Annotated in this window: 19 protein-coding genes; 5 read left to right on the forward strand and 14 right to left on the reverse strand. The window is 60.2% G+C overall.

Features of this window, described 5'->3' with window-relative positions; genetic code table 11:
- Positions 1 to 72 precede the first annotated feature (72 nt).
- The 7 genes from ACP15S_RS18525 to ACP15S_RS18555 all read right to left on the reverse strand — a co-directional run bounded on the left by ACP15S_RS18525 (position 73) and on the right by ACP15S_RS18555 (position 6,902).
- The gene (locus tag ACP15S_RS18525; protein ID WP_425041159.1) at positions 73 to 1,401 is read right to left on the reverse strand and encodes an MATE family efflux transporter; all 1,329 of its coding nucleotides are present in this window, start codon (positions 1,399 to 1,401) and stop codon (positions 73 to 75) included.
- Between the two features lie 46 nt (positions 1,402 to 1,447).
- On the reverse strand, positions 1,448 to 2,380 hold the full coding sequence (locus tag ACP15S_RS18530; RefSeq protein ID WP_425041160.1) for a nickel/cobalt transporter: 933 nt from the start codon (positions 2,378 to 2,380) through the stop codon (positions 1,448 to 1,450).
- The gene (locus tag ACP15S_RS18535) at positions 2,362 to 3,024 is read right to left on the reverse strand and encodes a DUF1007 family protein (RefSeq protein WP_425041161.1); all 663 of its coding nucleotides are present in this window, start codon (positions 3,022 to 3,024) and stop codon (positions 2,362 to 2,364) included. The genes ACP15S_RS18530 and ACP15S_RS18535 overlap by 19 nt, the downstream gene beginning before the upstream one ends.
- Positions 3,025 to 3,081: 57 nt before the next feature.
- The gene (locus ACP15S_RS18540) at positions 3,082 to 3,765 is read right to left on the reverse strand and encodes a DUF1194 domain-containing protein (protein WP_425041162.1); all 684 of its coding nucleotides are present in this window, start codon (positions 3,763 to 3,765) and stop codon (positions 3,082 to 3,084) included.
- Positions 3,765 to 4,193, reverse strand: a complete 429-nt coding sequence (locus ACP15S_RS18545; protein ID WP_425041163.1) for a VOC family protein — start codon at positions 4,191 to 4,193, stop codon at positions 3,765 to 3,767. Before ACP15S_RS18545 ends, ACP15S_RS18540 begins: the two co-directional genes overlap by 1 nt.
- Positions 4,194 to 4,327: 134 nt before the next feature.
- Positions 4,328 to 5,821, reverse strand: coding sequence for a hypothetical protein (locus tag ACP15S_RS18550; RefSeq protein WP_425041164.1), 1,494 nt, complete (start codon positions 5,819 to 5,821; stop codon positions 4,328 to 4,330).
- Positions 5,822 to 5,867: 46 nt separating this feature from the next.
- Positions 5,868 to 6,902: a hypothetical protein gene (locus ACP15S_RS18555; protein WP_425041165.1), complete on the reverse strand. Its 1,035-nt coding sequence runs from the start codon at positions 6,900 to 6,902 to the stop codon at positions 5,868 to 5,870.
- 197 nt (positions 6,903 to 7,099) lie between these two features.
- On the opposite strand from ACP15S_RS18555, the gene thyX reads away from it, so the two are divergent.
- Together thyX and ACP15S_RS18565 are read left to right on the forward strand one after the other, a co-directional pair.
- Complete coding sequence (gene thyX / locus ACP15S_RS18560; protein WP_425041166.1) at positions 7,100 to 8,005, forward strand: FAD-dependent thymidylate synthase; 906 nt, start codon at positions 7,100 to 7,102, stop codon at positions 8,003 to 8,005.
- Positions 8,006 to 8,367: 362 nt separating this feature from the next.
- Positions 8,368 to 9,177, forward strand: a complete 810-nt coding sequence (locus ACP15S_RS18565; protein ID WP_425041167.1) for a DUF3800 domain-containing protein — start codon at positions 8,368 to 8,370, stop codon at positions 9,175 to 9,177.
- A 743-nt stretch (positions 9,178 to 9,920) separates the two neighbouring features.
- On the opposite strand, the gene ACP15S_RS18570 is transcribed toward ACP15S_RS18565, so the two are convergent.
- Together ACP15S_RS18570 and ACP15S_RS18575 are read right to left on the reverse strand one after the other, a co-directional pair.
- On the reverse strand, positions 9,921 to 10,403 hold the full coding sequence (locus ACP15S_RS18570) for a hypothetical protein (RefSeq protein ID WP_425041168.1): 483 nt from the start codon (positions 10,401 to 10,403) through the stop codon (positions 9,921 to 9,923).
- Positions 10,404 to 10,514: 111 nt separating this feature from the next.
- Positions 10,515 to 10,973 carry a YHS domain-containing (seleno)protein gene (locus ACP15S_RS18575; protein ID WP_425041169.1) on the reverse strand — a complete coding sequence of 153 codons (459 nt, stop codon included), beginning with the start codon at positions 10,971 to 10,973 and terminating at the stop codon, positions 10,515 to 10,517.
- 151 nt (positions 10,974 to 11,124) lie between these two features.
- Here ACP15S_RS18575 and ACP15S_RS18580 point away from each other — a divergent pair, with 151 nt between their 5' ends.
- Together ACP15S_RS18580 and ACP15S_RS18585 are read left to right on the forward strand one after the other, a co-directional pair.
- Positions 11,125 to 11,475, forward strand: coding sequence for a hypothetical protein (locus ACP15S_RS18580; protein WP_425041170.1), 351 nt, complete (start codon positions 11,125 to 11,127; stop codon positions 11,473 to 11,475).
- A gap of 37 nt (positions 11,476 to 11,512) precedes the next feature.
- Positions 11,513 to 12,004, forward strand: coding sequence for a copper chaperone PCu(A)C (locus ACP15S_RS18585; RefSeq protein WP_425041171.1), 492 nt, complete (start codon positions 11,513 to 11,515; stop codon positions 12,002 to 12,004).
- A gap of 7 nt (positions 12,005 to 12,011) precedes the next feature.
- Here ACP15S_RS18585 and ACP15S_RS18590 read toward each other — a convergent pair whose 3' ends face one another.
- The 3 genes from ACP15S_RS18590 to lepA form a co-directional block, all read right to left on the reverse strand.
- The gene (locus tag ACP15S_RS18590; protein WP_425041172.1) at positions 12,012 to 12,389 is read right to left on the reverse strand and encodes a Sir2 family NAD-dependent protein deacetylase; all 378 of its coding nucleotides are present in this window, start codon (positions 12,387 to 12,389) and stop codon (positions 12,012 to 12,014) included.
- Between the two features lie 113 nt (positions 12,390 to 12,502).
- Positions 12,503 to 13,744, reverse strand: coding sequence for a hypothetical protein (locus ACP15S_RS18595; RefSeq protein WP_425041173.1), 1,242 nt, complete (start codon positions 13,742 to 13,744; stop codon positions 12,503 to 12,505).
- Between the two features lie 2 nt (positions 13,745 to 13,746).
- On the reverse strand, positions 13,747 to 15,549 hold the full coding sequence (gene lepA, locus ACP15S_RS18600) for a translation elongation factor 4 (protein WP_425041174.1): 1,803 nt from the start codon (positions 15,547 to 15,549) through the stop codon (positions 13,747 to 13,749).
- Positions 15,550 to 15,856: 307 nt separating this feature from the next.
- On the opposite strand from lepA, the gene ACP15S_RS18605 reads away from it, so the two are divergent.
- On the forward strand, positions 15,857 to 17,227 hold the full coding sequence (locus ACP15S_RS18605) for a DUF3179 domain-containing (seleno)protein (protein ID WP_425041175.1): 1,371 nt from the start codon (positions 15,857 to 15,859) through the stop codon (positions 17,225 to 17,227).
- Positions 17,228 to 17,233: 6 nt separating this feature from the next.
- Here the strand turns inward: ACP15S_RS18605 and ACP15S_RS18610 are convergent, their stop codons facing one another.
- Complete coding sequence (locus ACP15S_RS18610; protein WP_425041176.1) at positions 17,234 to 17,587, reverse strand: hypothetical protein; 354 nt, start codon at positions 17,585 to 17,587, stop codon at positions 17,234 to 17,236.
- 86 nt (positions 17,588 to 17,673) lie between these two features.
- Positions 17,674 to 18,366 carry a metal-dependent hydrolase gene (locus tag ACP15S_RS18615; RefSeq protein WP_425041177.1) on the reverse strand — a complete coding sequence of 231 codons (693 nt, stop codon included), beginning with the start codon at positions 18,364 to 18,366 and terminating at the stop codon, positions 17,674 to 17,676.
- Positions 18,367 to 18,449: the final 83 nt, after the last annotated feature.

Consider the following 18,449-nt stretch of genomic DNA (forward strand, 5'->3'; position numbering starts at 1 on the left):
GAGACCTGATCCCACGGTGCGGCCCCTGCGGGCCCGCGCTCTATTCTGGGACGAATGGCAACGTGAGCCCTCTCAGGCCCGACGCCAAAAGCGCGTCATCATCATGAGCGCCGCACAGCTGAGCCCGGTGACAAGCCCGGCCCAGACCCCGACCGCGCCAAAATCCAGGACAAATCCAAAGAGCAAGGCCGAGCCCAGGCCAATGGGCCAATAGCTGAACGCGGCCATGAACATCGGGATTGTCGTATCCTGCATGCCGCGCAACAGGCCAAGCGCCATGACCTGTGCGCCGTCGGCCAATTGAAACAGGGCGGCCATGATCAACAACACGGTGCCGATGGCGATGACCTCGGCCCGGTTTGGCTCATCGGGTTTGAGAAAGAGCGAGATCAGCGGTTCGGGGAAGGCCACAAACAGCACGACTGTCACAAGCGCGATGCCGATGGAGGCGGCGATGGCAACTCTCGCCCCCAGACGCAAATGCGTCCGGTCGCCCCGCCCGAAGGCCTGGCCTGCGCGGATGGTGGCGGCGTTGGACAGGCCAAGGTGGACCATGAAGGTCGCCGTGGCGCATTGCAGCGCGATCCCGTGGGCGGCGAGAGGAATGGTCCCGAGCCATCCCATCAGGACCGCGCTTGCGGCAAACAGGCTGACCTCGGAAAGACTGGTAAGCCCGATGGGCACGCCGAGCCGCACCACCTTGCCCATCACGTCGAAATCAGGGCGCCAGAGCCGGCGGAAGAGGTCATGTTCTGGCAGCACGAGGCGCGCATAGAGAATGACGCCCAGCAGGCTGACCAGTTGCACCGAGACGCTGGCCCAGGCCGCTCCGGCGATGCCCAGTTCCGGCGCGCCCCACATCCCGAAGATCAGCGCGTAGTTCACCAGCGCATTGACGATCACGGCGAGGCTCGTGATCCAGAAAACAACCGAGGTGCGCTCGAGGGCTGCGAGATAGCTCTTGAGGACCATGACGCCCAGGGCAGGCAGGATCGCAGGCCCGGTAATGCGCAGGTAGGTCTGCGCGTCCTGCGCCACTTGAGGCGCCTGACCGATCGCCTCCAGAAGGGGTGCGGACCACCAAAAGAGCGGCAGGCACAAAAGCCCGAACAGGGCCGAGAGCCACAGCGCCATGCGGGTCACGCGGCGGATGGTTTGCGCATCGTCATTGGCCGCGGCAACCAGCGGTACAACCGCCCAGGCAAAGCCCGAGCCCACCAGAAAGAACACAAAGAAGAACGAGGAGGCCAACACAAGCGCGGCCAGCCCCTCGATGCTGTAGCGGCCCATCATGATCGTATCGGTCAGACCGATAGCAAACTGCCCCAGATGCCCGCCGATCAGCGGCATGCCGATGCGCATGACATCCTTGAGATGGTGAGTGGAGGTCTGGCTATGCATGGAGCGGCCTTAGCGGCCATGGCAGGATTCGAAAAGCGCTATCGCCTCACAGGGCGCGGCTGAGCAGGGTCAGGGCGACGGCGGCAATGGTCAGACCGACCAGCGCCTCGAGCGCCGAAAGGGCTTGCAGCGCGCGCGTGCCCGACAGGTGATCCGCGAGGCGGCGCGTGGTGCCCTCGCGCAGGGTGATGGCGGCCAGCGCCGCGGCGATGCTGACGCTGGCGGTGCCCAGCCCCATGGCAAAGGCTGCCGCGATCCCTTCCGCGACCAATCCCATGCGCCATGTCAGGATCAGCACGAAAATCGCCCCGGTGCAGGGGCGCAGGGCGATGGCGCCAATCAACATGACAGCATCGCGCAGGCTGCGGGTGTTTTGGGCTTCTGTCAGGCTTGGGCCATGGGCGTGGCCGCAGCTGCTGCAGGTGCCGTCATGAGAATGATCGTGGTCATGGTCGTGGTCGTGGTTGTGATGGTGCTGGGCGCGCAGGGCTTGCCGCAGCCGACGTTGGCCGCGCCAGACGAGCCAGAGACCAACCGCGCCAATGGCGGCGTAAGACGCAGGCGCCAGCCAATCCTCCGTGACGTCCACCAATTGCGTGCGCGTCATCTCAAAGGCCCAGACGCCGGCATAGACCAGCATCACCGCGCTGGCCGCCTGCGCCAGCGAGGAGGCGAGCGCCAGGGCCGAGAGCCGCACAAGCGGAACGTCTGTGCCCAGCCCATAGCCGGAAATCAAAACCTTGCCGTGTCCGGGCCCAACGGCATGAAAGAACCCATAGGCAAAGCACAGGCCCCACAGCGCCCAAAGCGCACCCGGCTCACCGGCGCGCAGCGCGCGTAGCGCAGTGGCCAGCGATTGCTGTGCCTCACGCTGACCTGCAGCGGCCCAGATGGCCAGCCTGTCCGCGCCGCCCATGCCCCAAAGCCAAACTGCGCCCGCGAGAACCGCGAGCGCGGCCGTCAGGACAATCCATCGCATGTGATACGCACCCGATCGGCATAGTGAATGCCGAGCTCGACGGTCTGGAAGATGTCTTCGCTATCGCCCAGACGCTCATCCTCGGCCAGGATCTCGGCCAAAGCGGCCTCCTGCGCCAAGCGCGCATCGTTGAGGTCGGGATGAATGACCTGCGCGGCGCAGCCACGCTCGAAATGCACGCCGCCCGTCACGGTATAGGCGACATAAAATGTCGGATCATATTGCCAGACCTCAAGACCCTTGGGGCTGACGGGGGTGACGGGGCGCTTGTGTGCGGCGTGGATCTTGCCATCGATCACATCGAGATGGGTCGCCACGGGCGTGCCCAGAGCCACCTTGCTGCCGTCTGCCGCCGTCAGGTACAGATCGCCCTCAAAGCCCTCGTACCAGTTCTCGAGATCAAAGCCCCAGAGCTTTTCCATCTCCGCCTCGGTCAGCTGCGCATCGCCATCCGGGTCGAGCCCCAGGTCCTCGAAAATCAACAGCGTGAAAAAGTCGTCATAGACCCAGGTCACCTCGACCTCGGTCACGCGATCCTGTGCATCCATGCGAAAATGCAGGGTCGAATCCACAAAGATATGCGGATGAGAGCCCCCGATCTGGGGCAGAACGCACAAAAGGGCGGCCGTTGCGAGCTGTTTCATACCTGCCAAAGTAGGCAGATGACGCCCGGACGCAAGACCCGGCGCAGCACTTAGGCGTTACTCTGCCCAGCCCACGAGCATCTCGGAGAGCTCCCGATAGAGCTTGCGCACCATCACGCGCTCGAAATCCTCATAACCCTGCGCGACTTCGACGAAAGACAAAGGCCCGCGCGCCACAACGCCCTCGAAATACGGCACGACATCAGCCTCCGCGCCCTTGATGGCCAGACCGTTGACGGTGATGTCACTGAAATCGAAATGCTTGTAGGTCAGCGCCGGGCTGAAGCCGTCATTGGTGACGCCATCGCCGGACAGATCAATGACCTTGCGGCGGCACTCCGGCGCGCGCTCCATCATCGTGTGACCAAAGCCAAGCGCATAGCCCATGGCCGTCGGGAATTCCGAATATGAGCGCGGCGCGGCCTGCACCGTCGCGGCCACAGCCTCGATATCCCCCAGACCGCGCATCATGGTCCAATCCACGACCACGCGCTGCTGGCGCCGCCCGGACCATTCATAAATGGCCAGCGCAACCTCGCCGGGCCCCTGCAGGATCGCATCGGCGACATCTGCATGCCGCAAGGCGGCGGCGAGGCCGTCCCGCTGCAGATCATGCTCGCCCTCATCCACAGAGGAAGAGACATCCACCGCCAGCAACAACGCAACCCGGCAGTTGGCCTGCGCCACCGTTGCGACCAGGGCAGCAGTGGCCAGCGCGGCCGAAAACAGGGCCCCGCGCATTACCAATGCCCCGTGTTTTCCATGGACGTCCAGGGCTCTTGCGGGGGCAGGTTATCGCCTGCTTGCAACAGCTCGATGGAGATATTGTCGGGAGAGCGGACAAAGGCCATATGCCCGTCGCGCGGCGGGCGGTTGATCGTGACGCCATTGTCCATCAGATGCTGGCATGTCTCGTAGATATTATCGACGCGGTAGGCGAGATGGCCGAAATGGCGGCTGTCCGATGGCAGACCCTCGTCGCCATCCCAATTATAGGTCAGCTCCACCGGGCATTCGGGCTGGCCGGGAGGGGCGAGGAACACCAGCGTGAACCGCCCGCCCTCGCTGTCCATCCGTCGCGTCTCTTCGAGCCCCAGAAGCTTGTAGAACGCAATTGATGCGTCGAGATCTTTGACGCGCACCATTGTGTGTAGATAAGTCAATGCCATTGGGGCTGCTCCTTCATGTTTGCAAAGAGAGCTAAGGCGCTGCGACAATCTGTCCAGTCCGGTGGTGCGCGTGCAGTCACTGCGCGCGCGGTAAGTCCCGCAGATGGCCTCTTGTGACGGCGGTAAACGCAGGCTTAGAACTGGGACTTGAACCCGATGGAAATCGACGTGGCCTCGGTATCAAACCGGCCCACGTTGGAGCTTGTCTTCTGCCGTTTGACGCTCAGCGTCGGGATGAACCCCATGTAGTCGAGCTGATGCAGGCCAATGTCGATCTGCGCGCTCAGCTGCGTGTCCCAGCGGCCGCCGGGCACGGGGAAGATCACGTGATAGTCCGGGTAGTGGCTCTCTTGCGCGCGCAGGCTGGCGGAGAGCTCCAGCGGGCCCACGGGTTTGGCGCGTGCATAGCCGAGGCTGAGCCCCCGGGTTGTCTTGCCGATCTGGACGTTGTCCCCCTCGGTTTCCCCCAGAAAGAGGCCCGCAGAGAGGCGGTCGGCATTGCCCAGCTTGTGCGAGAGCGCCAGCGACCAGGATGTATTGACGACGTCATCGCGCGTCCCGTCGGCATCGATCTGGATCTGGCGGCCATGGCCCAGATGCAGCTCTGTGGCATCGCCGATTTTCTGGGTCAGGCCCAGCTGGGCGCGTTGCGTGTCATAGGCGTGATCGCCGCCAAACCATGCGCGGCCCAGATGCGCGCCAAAGCTGAGCACAGGCCCGCCTTGCACGGTCAGCCTGCGGTGGGCGAGGCCCAGTTCTGCTATCGTGTAGCCGTAGTTCTTGGCGTCGGCCATCGGGGCCTTGTCGCGCGCGTCAGCAGAGAGGGTGACCCGCTGGACCTGCACATCGCCCACCACTTCCGTCACGGCGGTCTGTGTCTTGTGCAAAACATAGCCGCCCGAGACGCGCCCACGGCTGATTGTGCCCGAGAGGGCCAGCGCATCAGGCGAGAGGATGCCCACGAAAGGCAGACCTTCGACGACATGCACTTCCTCAGAGGCCCCGCCGTTCACATTGTTGGACGGCGACACCGAGAGCGCAAAGCGCAGCCGCAGTTTCGAGGCGCGGCGGACGGTGCGGAATTCGTTGGCGGCGCGTGCTTCGGCTTCCGGTGTCGGTGCGTTTTGCAAAGCGCGGCGCATCCAGATTTGCGCAGGCAGAAAGCGCTCCTGCGTGGCGGCCGTCAGCGCGGCCACACGGGCAGCCTCATGCTTTTGCGTGGGTGTCTGCGCCAGAGCGAAGGCCCGGCGCGCCGGCGCGCGCGCCTTGTCTGCCTGACCCGCCCGCAAGAAGGCCTGCGCCAGGACAAAATGCCCGAATGTGTCCTCGCTGTCGCGCGCGATGAGCGCCTCGGCAATGGCAATGGCGATATCGTTGCGCCCGCGCGCCAGCGCCTGTGCGGCCACTTCGCGGGCCTGCTGCGGCGCCATGGCATGCCCTGCGACGCGCACCTCATCGACAGAGGCAGCGATCTGCGGTTGGGCCGGGGGGGTGCCATCGGCTGTTCCGGGGGCGGCATGGCCGGTCAGCGCGCCTGCGCCCAGAGCGCAGCCGAGCGTCGCCGCCCAAATGGCCCTGCGCCGCTTGGGACGGTGCGAGGCCACAGGGCGAAGGAGAGGGGGGCTCATCCGTGACACGACAGGCGCGCGATACCGGCGAATGCCTGGGCCGCGCTTAAGGCGCGACCGCGTCACAGATCGGTGCATCATCGGGCTGGCCGCATTGCGTCAGCACGAAGACACCGTTTTCCAATTCACCCTCGCGGGTTTCGTCATACCGGTCGATGGAGACAAGGCCACCCACGGCGGAGGCATTGGTGCCCCCGAAAGTGCCCCCGTAATTGCCGATGGTCTGGCCAACCTCATTGGTGATCTCCACTTCGCCCAGAAAGGCACCCTCATCATTGATATCGGTGATCAGGAGCGCCAGCGAATTGAGGTCTTCCTCGGTCCCGTCGGGCAAGAGCAACGTGCGGGCATAGACCGACCCATTGACCTGATTGTCCACGAAGTTCGCATTGAGCAGGATCGAGCCCACAATGCGCGCCGCTTCAAGCGGCTGAATGTCTTCATCCGTGCCGGGCGGAATGGGCAGGAGCGCGGGACCACCGAATTGGCCGATATTGGTCACCGCAGCGTAATCACCCGCATAGCTGACCTGGCCCGCGCCGGGGCCATCGCCCACGGCCGGGCGCGTGAACGTGCCGTTCTGGCGATAGAAGCCACCCTGTTGCACCTCGTTGAACTGCGGGCCGCCGCCCACGGTAAAGGCTGTGACAGAGCCGTCCGCACTGTCGCCACCGATCGCGATGAAGAGACGGTCCAGCGCGTCTTCCTGCTTGGTGTAGGCCACATAGTCGATCCCGTCGCCATCCGCCGTGGTCGAGATCTTCAGTGTGTTGTTGCGCGCATAGGTGACCGATTCCGGCGTGCCGTCGATGCCCTTGGTCGTGACCGAGATGGTGTTGCCATCGGGCGCAATCGTCACGTTGGTGGTGTTGATGAACAGATCTTCCGGGACGGTCGGGGCGTCGGTCGGCGCATCGGGATCCACCGGCAGGGCCGGGTCCGCCGGATCGGTCGGATCCGTCGGTGTGTCATCCGGCGCTTCCGCTTCGGGATCCGCCTCGAATGGATTGTCTTTACCCGTTGAGCCGTCGCATCCCGCAACAAACCCAAGTGCCAGCAACACCGCAAGCATCCGTGTCATGACCAGCCCCAATCTGCCTGAATAATTGTTTTGTCCCACCTGCTGTGAACAACTCAAATTCGTCAATAAAAAAAGCGGCCTACCACGATTTCTTCACCCATTGCGTCCGTGGCGCAATACTGCATCTCGCGGTTCAAAAAGCGCGCCACACAAGATAGGGTGGGACACCGACTCATCTAGTGGAAAGGATTCGCCCCATGGGCCTCACGCCGGAACAGCAAGCCGAAATCGACGCCCAGCGATCCGAGACGCACAGCACATTGCGCGCCACCGTGCCTGCCATGGAGGCCCATCTCTACCACGCGCGCCCCGTGCTCGATCACGGGTTTGTCCGCGTGATCGACTATATGGGCGACGATGCCGCCATCTGTCAGGCTGCCCGCGTCTCCTACGGCAAGGGCACGAAATCGGTCCAGAACGACGAGGGGCTGATCCGCTACCTCATGCGCCACTGGCACTCGACGCCCTTCGAGATGTGCGAGATCAAACTGCACGTGAAACTGCCCGTCTTCGTCGCCCGCCAATGGATCCGCCACCGCACCGCCAATGTGAACGAATATTCCGCCCGCTACTCGATCCTCGATCGCGAATTCTACATCCCCGCCCCCGAGCATCTCAACGCGCAGTCCGTGGTCAACAATCAGGGCCGCGGCAAGGCGCTGGAGGGGGCCGAGGCCGACCGCGTGCTCAAGATCCTGAGCGACGACGCCATGCGCTGCTATGACAATTACGAACAGATGATCTCACAGGACGGCCAGGACGGCCTCGCCCGCGAGCTCGCCCGCATGAACCTGCCCGCCAATGTCTACACGCAATGGTACTGGAAGGTGGACCTGCACAACCTGCTGCACTTCCTGCGGCTGCGTGCCGACGCCCACGCCCAATACGAAATCCGCGTCTACGCCGACGCGATCTGCGAGATGGTCAAGGATTGGGTGCCCTTCGCCTACAAGGCGTTCGAAGACTACCGCATGGGCGGCGCGACTTTGTCGGCTGGCGCTTTGGACTGCTTGCGTCGCATGCTGGCCGGCGAAGAGGTCACGCAGGAGAACTCGGGTATGAGCAAAGGCGAGTGGCGGGAGTTTCAGGGGGTGATTGGGTGAGCTGCACCAACAGAGGGTAGCCCCAGACCCTGGGTGGGGGCGCAAGCCCCCTCCGTTTTGCCGCAGGCAAACCTCCGGTTTGAAGGGGAGGGTCGGGGGCTGCCCGGCGATGCCGGGCGGAGCGCGCGTGCCAAGAGCGGCAAGGATCCAATCCATGGGATCAACGCACCCCAGCCCGATGCGCGCTCGCAGAGCGCAGGGCAGCGCCGGACCGTCCCATCGGGCTGGCGATTTGGCTGATCTAAGTGCGCCGATTGTCTGGTGCGATGATTTGGTGGGGATAAAGGGCTTTTGAACGCAGGGTGGTTCGCCATCCCGCGGGCAGGCGATGGCCGGTCAATCACCATTTTGGATGAGTGAATATGAAATTTAGAGTTTTTGTAGATGAAAGTGGGCAAACTGGTATTACAAAAGTCCGTAGTAAAAATAGTCCTGGCGCGTCGCCATATTTTGTGATGGGAGCAGTGGTTTGTGAGCCAACAAGTGAAGTCCATCTTGCAAATGCGATTGCGCAGTTCAAAAAAGAAATTAGAAAGAAATCGTGGAAGCATGCTTCGGACCTTGGGCACTTCGAAAAAGTGCTGTTAGCGAGAGAATTAAGTCGTTTGCCAATTAGATATTTCGCTACAATATCTCTCAAAGAAACACTTGGGGAGTATAAAGAGGATATCGATAACGATCCTCATAAGTACTATAATAAGTGCCTAAAATATCTGCTTGAACAGATCTTTGGTTACTTGGGTCCAAGGCTCACAAGTTGCAATGATGTTGATGTCATACTTGAAGAGAGAAACCATGACTACGATGCCATGTATCGATATCTAGAAAAAGTAAAAAGAAACCCTCTGCATCCAAATTCAATAGCTTTGTCAAAGATGAATCCATTTGCGATTTCTGTAATGAAAAAGGGTGAGGCTCCAGGGCTGGAAGTTGCAGATTTTGTTGCTCATGCCGTTTTTCAATGCGCGAATGCGAGCGCATCAAATTATGGAATCCCGGAGCCACGCTATTTTCGTGAGATGGTTTCAAGATTCGCTGGAGACAAATCAGGCAGAGTATTGGGGGTAGGAGTGAAATGCATACATTCGATAAATCAGGTTTCTTTGCAATTGGAGGTTAGGAAAATACTTGAAACAGCTTGTGCTCAATTGCCTTCGAAAAGAGTTTCCTAGTATTCGCGTTTGTCGAGGCCTCTAGCCCGGAATAGCACCGCAGGTGCCCGCCTCTCGCGCATTTTTGACAAATGCGCTGCCGGTTCCCGCTGTAAAGAGCGTCCAAGCCAGCGCCGACCCGCCCCGTCGCACCGAAGGTGCGCCGCCTACAATCGGCTCGCCTTCGGCGAGACGGGGCGGCGCTTTTGTGGACCTCAGCACGCCGCTCATTCTGCGCAATGACTTGGCTGGGATAAAGGGCTTTAGAATGCATGTTGGAGCGCCTTCCCTCGGGTCGGCGCTAGCACGGGCGCTGCTGGGCTTCCGCTAGACTGCAAGCGCCCCTGGGCTCCACCCGTTCGGACCGCAAACGATCCACTGGATCGTTTGTCACTTCGTGAACTGGTCCTCACCCCCTCGGGTCGGCGCTGGCCCTCTGCGTCTAACAAGCGCCCGGGGCTCCGCCCGCTCGTCTCTCAAACGATCCCCCGGATCGTTTGCCGCTTTGCGGTCCGAGACTCGCTCCCGCGGGTCGGCGCTGGCCTGGACGCAAGCTTGCTTGCGCTAACCGGCAATGCATTTCTTGCAATGCATGAGAGGCGGAGTCCGTTGGCTGTTTGGGGCTTACCGCGTCGGGTGCGCCTGGAGTGACGTCTGTGTGGGACCGCGTTTTTTGGCGGAGCCAAAAAATCGCTTTTCCCACCGTCAACAAAACGCGTTGCGTTTTGTTGCTTTGTCCCACCCGTCTTGCTTTGGAAAGGGCGTCACTTTTGGTGCCGCAGTCTCTCCAAAGCCAGACGTCTTTCAACCTCTTCCTCCGGCAACGGATCATCTTCCGGCCCCAACAACTCATCCAACTCCGCCAAGGCTTGCAGGTCGCGCATCCGTTGGCGTTCGCGTGCGCGGTCTTCGGCTTTGCGTTTCTCTTCAGCCTCAAACGTCGCGTATTTCGTGGTGAAGCCTTCGCGTTCCCAATCGAAGGGTTGATCCTTGTCGAGGTGCCCGAGCGCCTTCATGCGTTTCCACGCGCCGTATTCCTCCTCCAGACGCCGCCGCCGGTCGGCCAGCGTGCGGCCCTCGAAAGCCTCCAGCTTTTCGCATTGATCCATCGGCACCACAGCGCCCACGAGGCGGCCATAGCGTTTGAGCCAGATGCGGTTGCCCGTGGTCTCGACCCATTCCATGAGCGGGCCGGTGTTGTGGCGAAACTCGGTCAGGCTGACGATGCGGAAATCTTTGAGCGACATACCCCGACCTCGCAGGTCAGGGTTAACAGCGCGCAAACCCGCCGCGCGCTCAAACGCGGCGGGGTGAGGGGTTTTGTGCGATTTGGAGGGGTCATCGCACAACTTGCCCCCTTAGCCGAGCACGCCGGGCCAGTTTGCGAGGCCCGCCGCGATGTTGCCCGGCACGTCTTGCAGCCACAATTCACGGGCGCGCAGATTGGCGTTGAGATAGAGCTTTCCTTCATGGACCGTCCAGGCCTCCGGCACTGTCGGGGCGAGGTAGCCCTTGGAGGCGGCATAGGCGCAGTAGCCGCCGAAAACGGGCGCGTAAGCCTCTGGATTTGCTTGGAAAGTCGCGGCGTTCTCGGCTGAGGAGAAGTGCCATTCCGCGCCGTTCCACATGACCTTGTGATCCGCGCTGCCGGGCACGGGTTTGCTCATCGTGAAATAGGCGACGGGGTCTGTGCCATTGATGGCGATGGGGTTTTGGAATATCTGTGGCTCCATGGCGGAGGCTGCCTTGGGCGTGAGCGCATAAGCCACTGGGGCCATTGCGAAAAGTCCGAGTGCGGCGCGGCGTGTCAGGGTCATATCAAGTCCTCTCGTTGCTGTGTCTGAGGAGCATATGGGCGCGTTTGTGAGCCCGCGCAAAGCCCGCTCCCTGCCTCGTGATCCGCGCGTGAGAGGGCACTGCGGCGAAAAGCGCCTTGTCAGACATGTCATTTCGGGACAAGTCTTTCACATGTCAGTGTTTTTCACCCGCGTGATCTCACTTGTGCTGTCCGTGACGCTGCTGCTCACGGCTGAAACAATGGCCATGGCGCGGGGTGCTACGGCGGCCGTTGATGAAATAATTCTCTGCACGGGCCACGGACCGAGTTCCGTTTACGTTGATAGCGACGGAGAGCCGACCTCCGCGCCGCATATCTGTCCCGATTGTGCGCTGTTTTTTGCAGCGGTATCAGGGGCTTCGCCGGACGCGGCACTTGTTGAGGTTTTGGTAACCCTGGGTTTTGCGCCGGAAACGGTAGACGCAACGCCCGCCGATCCCCGGATCGCGCAACGGGCCAGAGCACCGCCTGTCATCCTGTGACTCACCCCTGAAATTCCCTCTTCACAGGACCATACAGATGAAACGCAAATTTGCTGCGGCCTTTGCCGCGACCCTTCTCGCCCTTCCCGCCTTCGCCGAAGGCATCATGATCAAAGACGCCTACGCCCGCGCCTCTGGCCCCAATGCCAAGGCGGGCGCGGCCTTCATGCAGATCATGAACCATTCCGACAGCGAAGACCGCCTGATCGGAGCCAGCGCCGATGTCGCAAAACGTGTGGAACTTCATACACATAAGGACATGGGCGACGGCGTCATGAAGATGATGGAAGTGGAGGAAGGCTTTGCCGTTCCCGCCGGTGGCATGCATGCGCTTGCGCGGGGCGGCGACCACGTCATGTTCATGGGGCTCAACCAGAGCTTTATCCAAGGCGAGACGATTTCGGTCACGCTTACCTTTGAGCAAGCGGGGGATGTCGTCGTCGAGATCCCGATCGACAATGAGCGCAAGGGCGGGCATGGGTCTATGGACCATTCCGGCCATGGCATGAAGAAAGACGAAAACAGCTAAGCGCTTGTTATGAGAGAATTTCCGCGACCCATTGGGGCACCACCTGGGTCGCGGGACCAAGCCTGACTTCATCAAATTGCGACGAGATGGCCGTGGGTTCGAGGGACATCTCCAGCGTCGGGATATTGCGCGCATTGGCGTCTTCCACGAAGGCGGCGGCGGGGTAGACCTGACCGGATGTGCCGATGGAGACAAACAGATCGGCACTGGCCAAATGGTCTGCGATGGCGTCGAGGTGGTGGGGGATTTCGCCGAACCAGACGATGTCGGGGCGGGCGGTCAACGCATGGCAATCTGGGCAGGGCGTGTCGCGCCCCATCTCCAACGGTGCCTCCCATGTCGCATGGCAGGAGGTGCAAAGAGCGCCAGACAGTTTTCCGTGCATTTGCAGGAAAACTCCTTGTAGTGGCGTTGCCACTAGAAAATTAGCACTATGCAGATTTGGCTCTAAACTCACTCCCGTCCGGGGATCTAACGTATCTTGTCAAGTACCGTAGGTTACCGGAACGCCACGTACGGGCTAATCTCTTCTTTTTTGCCTTTACGCGTGAGTATATCAATTTTTGCTGTCGCCATTGCATTTCCAGCCTTAATCACTGCGTGCAAAGCGTCTCGAAAATCGTGATCGACTTCACCGGCGTAAGTCCGTAAAACCACATCTCTGGGTCCAAGTCTTTGGTTTTCTGTATCACTGGCAATTAAGTCGAAACTAGGAAATCTTTCATCTTGCACTACAAAACGGCATTTGTTTGATAGAGCTGCAGCATAACGGGCAGAATTAAAAACTTTCAGCACTACTCTGATAGTAGAAGGTGAAGATCTTAAAAGTAAGTCATTGAAACTAGAAATTGCTTTTTCAATGCTTTCCCGCTCTCGCGCGGCTCTATCCCTTTGCCGCCGAAATACTTCTGCCATTTTAGAAGAGTTGCACGAGGCTACTAGTGAGTAAATCACCGCAGCTGATTTTTTCCGTTGCGGCGCGAAGTGACCTTCACAAGTCAATCCAATTCCAAATCCGGGGAAGTCGCAGAGCAATGCAGTTACTCCATTGTCTGCAATCCAATATGCCGGGACGCTCAGTTGTTCGACCTGCTTACGTGCCGCTGCTTTTTGATCTATGGGTGTATCGGCTTGTATCATTGACAAAACCAACTTTGCCAGATTTTCCTCCTTCTCATCGATTAGGTCTTCTAGCTGCATCTCTCCTCGATTGTGTGCTACCAGAATTGACGTGAACATGGGGGTTGACAATCCAGTTCCTTGGATGGCGCTGTTGAAGTAGTGCAGATATGCTGCTTCATCATCGGTTGGAATTTGCTCTAAACCTTCAGCTAGTAGTTCTGCTGTTTTTTCGTATACTCCCATTCGACCGTAGTTGACGATTGCTCCTTGGAAAAGTTCAAAAAGCGTTTCGCCATTGTAAGCCATGGCGAAACATGGCCTTATAGTTCCAGATTCTACAGAAATCTCGTTTATCTCTTTTTGAATTCGAGAATCAAAGACTATAGTATCCCTCGCTAAAAAAGAGCGCTCTATCCTTTGAAATTCATCGTGCGATAATAGGCCTTCCCATTCGGCCGTATTGAGGGGATCTAACCCAAAGCTAATTTTCTCAATGCTGGTATCTATTTTGGTTGGTGTGTCGCGAGAGTTCTGAAGCCACGACCAAGCGATCGTTCCCCCGGATCCGGCCAAAAGCAGCAGCACCTCATCTCTCAAAGACAACAGAGTCTCAAGCATGTTTAACCGTCCATCTTCAGCGCGGAGATGAAAGCCTCCTGCGGAATGTCGACCTTGCCGAACTGCCGCATCTTCTTCTTGCCGGCCTTTTGCTTGTCGAGCAGCTTGCGTTTCCGCGTCGCATCCCCGCCGTAGCATTTCGCCGTCACGTCTTTGCGCAGGGCGCTAAGCGTCTCGCGCGCAATGACTTTTCCGCCAATGGCCGCCTGGATCGGGATCTTGAACATGTGGCGGGGAATGAGGTCCTTGAGCTTCTCGCACATCGCCCGCCCGCGCATCTCCGCGCGGTCCCGGTGTACCATCATGGAGAGCGCATCGACCGGCTCGTCATTTACGAGCACCGACATCTTCACAAGGAGATCTTCGCGATAGCCCGTCATCTGATAGTCAAATGACGCATAGCCCTTCGTGACCGATTTGAGCCGGTCGTAGAAGTCGAACACCACCTCGTTCAAAGGCAGATCGTAGACCACCATTGCGCGGGAGCCTGCATAGGTCAGGTCCAGCTGGATGCCCCGACGGTCCTGACAAAGCTTGAGCACATCGCCAAGGTATTCATCAGGCACAAGGATGGTCGCTTTGATGCGCGGCTCTTCGAGGTGATCCACCTTTGACATATCGGGCATGTCGGCGGGGTTGTGCAGCTCGATCATCTCGCCGTCTTTCATGTAGACGTGATAGATCACCGAGGGCGCGGTTGTGATGAGTTCGATATTATACTCCCGCTCGATCCGGTCGCGGATCACTTCGAGATGCAACAGACCAAGGAAGCCACAGCGGAAGCCGAAGCCGAGCGCGGCGGAGGTCTCCATCTCATAGGAGAAGCTCGCGTCGTTGAGCGCGAGTTTCTCAATCGCGTCGCGCAAGTCTTCAAACTCGGCGCTGTCCACCGGGAAGAGCCCACAGAACACAACGGGTTGGCTCGGTTGGAAGCCGGGCAGGGCCTCGGTCGCACCTTTCTTTTCATGGGTGATCGTGTCGCCCACTTTGGTATCGCGGACCTGCTTGATGGAGGCTGTGATGAAGCCCATCTCGCCCGGGCCCAGCTCGGCCACGTTTTCCATCTGCGGGCGGAAGACGCCGATCCGGTCGACGCCATATTTCGCGCCGGTCTGCATCATCTTGATCTGATCGCCCTTTTTGAGGACCCCGTCCATGATCCGCACAAGCACGACCACGCCAAGATAGGGGTCATACCAGCTGTCCACGAGCATCGCCTTGAGCGGCGCGTCCCGGTCGCCGCCATGGGGCGCGGGCAGGCGGGTTACGATGGCTTCCAGCACGTCTGGAATACCCACGCCTGTTTTTGCGGAAATCAAACAAGCGTCAGAAGCATCAATGCCGATGACGTCTTCGATCTGTTCGGCCACGCGCTCGGGCTCGGCAGCAGGCAGGTCCACCTTGTTGAGAACGGGGACAATTTCGTGATCTGCCTCGATAGCAGTGTAGACATTGGCCAGCGTCTGCGCCTCGACGCCCTGCGAGGCATCGACCACCAGAAGCGAGCCCTCGACCGCGCGCATGGAGCGGGAGACTTCATAGGCGAAGTCCACATGGCCGGGCGTGTCGATGAGATTGAGGACGTAATCCAGACCATCCTGAGCGCGGTAGTCAATCCGCACGGTGTTGGCCTTGATCGTAATGCCGCGTTCGCGCTCGATATCCATAGAGTCGAGCAATTGCTCCTTCATGTCCCGGTCCGCGACCGTATTGGTCGACTGGATCAGCCGGTCAGCAAGGGTGGATTTCCCGTGGTCGATATGGGCCACGATGGAGAAATTGCGGATGCGAGAAAGCTCTGTCATGCATGGGGATATGATGCGCTTTGGAGGCTTGGTCAATGGGGCTGTGGTTTGGTTGGGGTAACAGGCCGCAGTGACGCTGTGCGTGCGACGAAAAACGCCTCGCGTTTTAGGCGACACAGGCGGCGCGACAACCGGCCGGGAATGCGTAAGAACAAGATGCAGAACGTCTTGGCTGCCGTCGTCTCATGCGTGATGGCTCACCGCTTTCTGATGCAAACGTGATTAGCGCGAAGCGGCGATTGCAGGGATGCTGATCGCCAAGGCGGGTCGCGGACCTGCGACATGGCAGTCAGGAAAGGCGGCACCTATGGGACGGGATTGGATTTCGATGCAGCTCTGGCGGGGGCTCGTCTGCGCGCTCGTGGTGAGCCTAGCAGGCATTGCAGCAGCGCAGAGCGCGCCGCGCACGGCGGAGGCCTTTGGTGCCGCGCCTGTGAGCCCGACCGGTGCCTTGTCCGCTGAGGTTCAAGCCGCCATTGACGGCGCTCTTATTGATGCGGTGGAGCAGGGCGCGTGGGGGCCGGATCAGGGCGCGGCACTGGAGGTGATTGCCGCCTCCGGCGATCCCCGACTGGCATGGATGATTGCAGATCTCATGCGATTTGCCTCCAGCCAGCGGTTGAGCGCCGTGTTGGGTGATGCCGCCGCTGTTTTGCTGGGCATTCCCGCGCCGCAGCAGAACCACTGGGGCATCATCACCGATCACCTGATTGCCTGGGACATTCCCGCGCCGCCTGATTACCTGCGCGTCAAACGCGCGATCTTTACAGGCATCGTGCCCGGCTGGGAGCGCATTTTTGTCGAAGGTGAGATCGATTGGCGGCAGGTGTCCTGGGGTGGTGTGATGATTGATGACCGCGCCTATGACACGACCGAGCGTCCCTGCAATTGCATTCCTGCCGCGGACAACCCCGAAGTGCAGGCCGCGTCCGAGGCGACGTGGCTCGCGGATGATGCGATTGTCTTCGGGGTCGAGGTCAACGGAGAATACCGCGCCTATCCACGCCGCATCATGGAAGTGCGCGAGATGGTCAATGACACGTTGGGCGGGCGCGATTTGGCCATTCCCTATTGCACGCTCTGCGGCGCTGCGCAGGCGTATTTCACCGATGATCTGGGCGAGGGTCTGCAACGGCCTGTCCTGCGCACCTCCGGGCTGCTCATCCGGTCCAACAAGGTGATGTATGACATCAACACCTATTCAGTGTTTGACACGTTCAAGGGCCATGCCGTCACCGGGCCGCTCGCAGAACGCGGGGTTCAGCTGAGCCAGGCCAATGTCATCACCACCGATTGGGGCACGTGGAAAGCCACGCATCCCGAGACGAGTGTGCTTGTGGAAGATCTGGCGCTGGGGCGTGATTTCGATTTCCGCAACACCCGCGATGCCAATGGTCCGATTTTCCCGGTGGGTGATGTGGATCCGAGGCTGCCGGTGCATGAAGATGTCATTGGCGTCATCACGGCGTCGGGCCAGCCGGTTGCTTTCCAGCGGAGTGCGGCCTTTGTGGCGCTGCAAGCCGGGCAGGAGATCGCGGTCGAGAATGTGCGGCTTGCGCTGGATGCGGGCGGCATCAAGGCGGTGGATGCGCAAGGCGAGGGCCTTGGGAGCCACCAGGCGTTCTGGTTCGCCTGGTCGCAGTTTTATCCCGCCACGATATTGTGGGACGGTTCCTGAGAGGGCTTAACCCTTGATCTCATAGGGTTGCGAGGAGCTGCCGTCGCGCCGGTTGAAGACAACGGTATTGCCGTTCTGAACCGGTGTGCTGCAATACTCACGTCCAGTGAGGAAGTCAGGCGCAGAATAGGTGCTGCAGATTTCCTTGGCGGTTGCGGAATAGCTGCCCATGATGGCTTCGCCGCGAATGGTTCCGCCGACAGTCCCGTCTGCGCCGAAGAGGAAAACTGTGCCATCATCAGACACCAGCTGTTTGCCGACGTAAGGCGCGGCCGCGTCTGACATCATCATCTCTTCTTCCGGCGCGCAGGCCGCAAGGGCGAGGGCGGCGGCCGCGAGCGTGGGCACAAGCAATTTCATTCCGACTTCCTTTCTTGGTTCAATGGCGCAAGTCTGTCAGGCGGTGTTCAGGGAGGCAAACAAATTTTGCCGCCCGCAAAAAGGGGTCACAGCGCGATGGGTTGCATCACCTCCGGCTCGATCACCTCCACGCCGGGCAGGCCCGCGCTCAGCAGCTCCGCCGATTGTTCGAGGGCCGGGAAGGTGCGGTAGTGGCAGGGGATAACCGTCTTGAAATCGAAGTATTTCCGCGCGGCAAACGCGGCCAGTTTCATGTCCATCGTGTAGTATCCGCCTGCCGAGAGGATGCCGACATCGGGCAGGTAATACTCGGCGATCCAGGCCATATCCGCCATGGGCGCCGTGTCTCCGGACAGGTAGATCGAGCGCCCTTCGCCTTTGAGGATGAAGCCGGTTTCGCGGCCCATATAGGCGCTCTTCCCGTCGCGTTCGATGGAGGAGGAATGCGCGGCAGGCACCATGTGCACCTCGACATCCCCCAGCGTGATCGTCCCGCCGAGATTGAACGCGTGGCCCTCCACCGCGCCTTGCCCGTGCAGGTGCCCCGCGAGCTCATAGATGGCCGAGACCGGCGCGCCTGTGTCTTTCGAGATTTGCACAATATCGACCGTGTGATCGAAATGGCCGTGCGTCACGAGGATATGGCTCGCGTCCTGAATGGCGGCGGCGTGATCCTGGTCTTCCATCATTGGATTTCCATTCAGCCAGGGATCCACAAGCAGGACTTGATCGCCGATCTCGATGCGGAATGAGCCGTGGCCGAGCCAGATGATGTTCATGAGTGTCTCTCCCTGTGTTGTCTTTGGGTCAATGTAGCGGAAAGACTTGAAGCCTGTCACCTCTGGCACAGGTTGGTCTTTGC

This window comes from Primorskyibacter sp. S187A (assembly GCF_049800955.1).
GTDB lineage: Bacteria > Pseudomonadota > Alphaproteobacteria > Rhodobacterales > Rhodobacteraceae > JAKVBH01.

Coding starts and splice junctions, on each gene's coding strand:
- ACP15S_RS18570 (WP_425041168.1), bottom strand. CDS start 10,403: ATGTCGCTCAAAGATTTCCGCATCGTCAGCCTGACCGAGTTTCGCCAC.
- ACP15S_RS18610 (WP_425041176.1), bottom strand. CDS start 17,587: ATGAAATTGCTTGTGCCCACGCTCGCGGCCGCCGCCCTCGCCCTTGCG.
- ACP15S_RS18585 (WP_425041171.1), top strand. CDS start 11,513: ATGAAACGCAAATTTGCTGCGGCCTTTGCCGCGACCCTTCTCGCCCTT.
- ACP15S_RS18545 (WP_425041163.1), bottom strand. CDS start 4,193: ATGGCATTGACTTATCTACACACAATGGTGCGCGTCAAAGATCTCGAC.
- ACP15S_RS18535 (WP_425041161.1), bottom strand. CDS start 3,024: ATGAAACAGCTCGCAACGGCCGCCCTTTTGTGCGTTCTGCCCCAGATC.
- ACP15S_RS18565 (WP_425041167.1), top strand. CDS start 8,368: ATGAAATTTAGAGTTTTTGTAGATGAAAGTGGGCAAACTGGTATTACA.
- lepA (WP_425041174.1), bottom strand. CDS start 15,549: ATGACAGAGCTTTCTCGCATCCGCAATTTCTCCATCGTGGCCCATATC.
- ACP15S_RS18605 (WP_425041175.1), top strand. CDS start 15,857: ATGGGACGGGATTGGATTTCGATGCAGCTCTGGCGGGGGCTCGTCTGC.
- ACP15S_RS18550 (WP_425041164.1), bottom strand. CDS start 5,821: ATGAGCCCCCCTCTCCTTCGCCCTGTGGCCTCGCACCGTCCCAAGCGG.
- ACP15S_RS18595 (WP_425041173.1), bottom strand. CDS start 13,744: ATGCTTGAGACTCTGTTGTCTTTGAGAGATGAGGTGCTGCTGCTTTTG.
- ACP15S_RS18525 (WP_425041159.1), bottom strand. CDS start 1,401: ATGCATAGCCAGACCTCCACTCACCATCTCAAGGATGTCATGCGCATC.
- ACP15S_RS18530 (WP_425041160.1), bottom strand. CDS start 2,380: ATGCGATGGATTGTCCTGACGGCCGCGCTCGCGGTTCTCGCGGGCGCA.
- ACP15S_RS18575 (WP_425041169.1), bottom strand. CDS start 10,973: ATGACCCTGACACGCCGCGCCGCACTCGGACTTTTCGCAATGGCCCCA.
- thyX (WP_425041166.1), top strand. CDS start 7,100: ATGGGCCTCACGCCGGAACAGCAAGCCGAAATCGACGCCCAGCGATCC.
- ACP15S_RS18590 (WP_425041172.1), bottom strand. CDS start 12,389: ATGCACGGAAAACTGTCTGGCGCTCTTTGCACCTCCTGCCATGCGACA.
- ACP15S_RS18615 (WP_425041177.1), bottom strand. CDS start 18,366: ATGAACATCATCTGGCTCGGCCACGGCTCATTCCGCATCGAGATCGGC.
- ACP15S_RS18555 (WP_425041165.1), bottom strand. CDS start 6,902: ATGACACGGATGCTTGCGGTGTTGCTGGCACTTGGGTTTGTTGCGGGA.
- ACP15S_RS18540 (WP_425041162.1), bottom strand. CDS start 3,765: ATGCGCGGGGCCCTGTTTTCGGCCGCGCTGGCCACTGCTGCCCTGGTC.
- ACP15S_RS18580 (WP_425041170.1), top strand. CDS start 11,125: ATGTCAGTGTTTTTCACCCGCGTGATCTCACTTGTGCTGTCCGTGACG.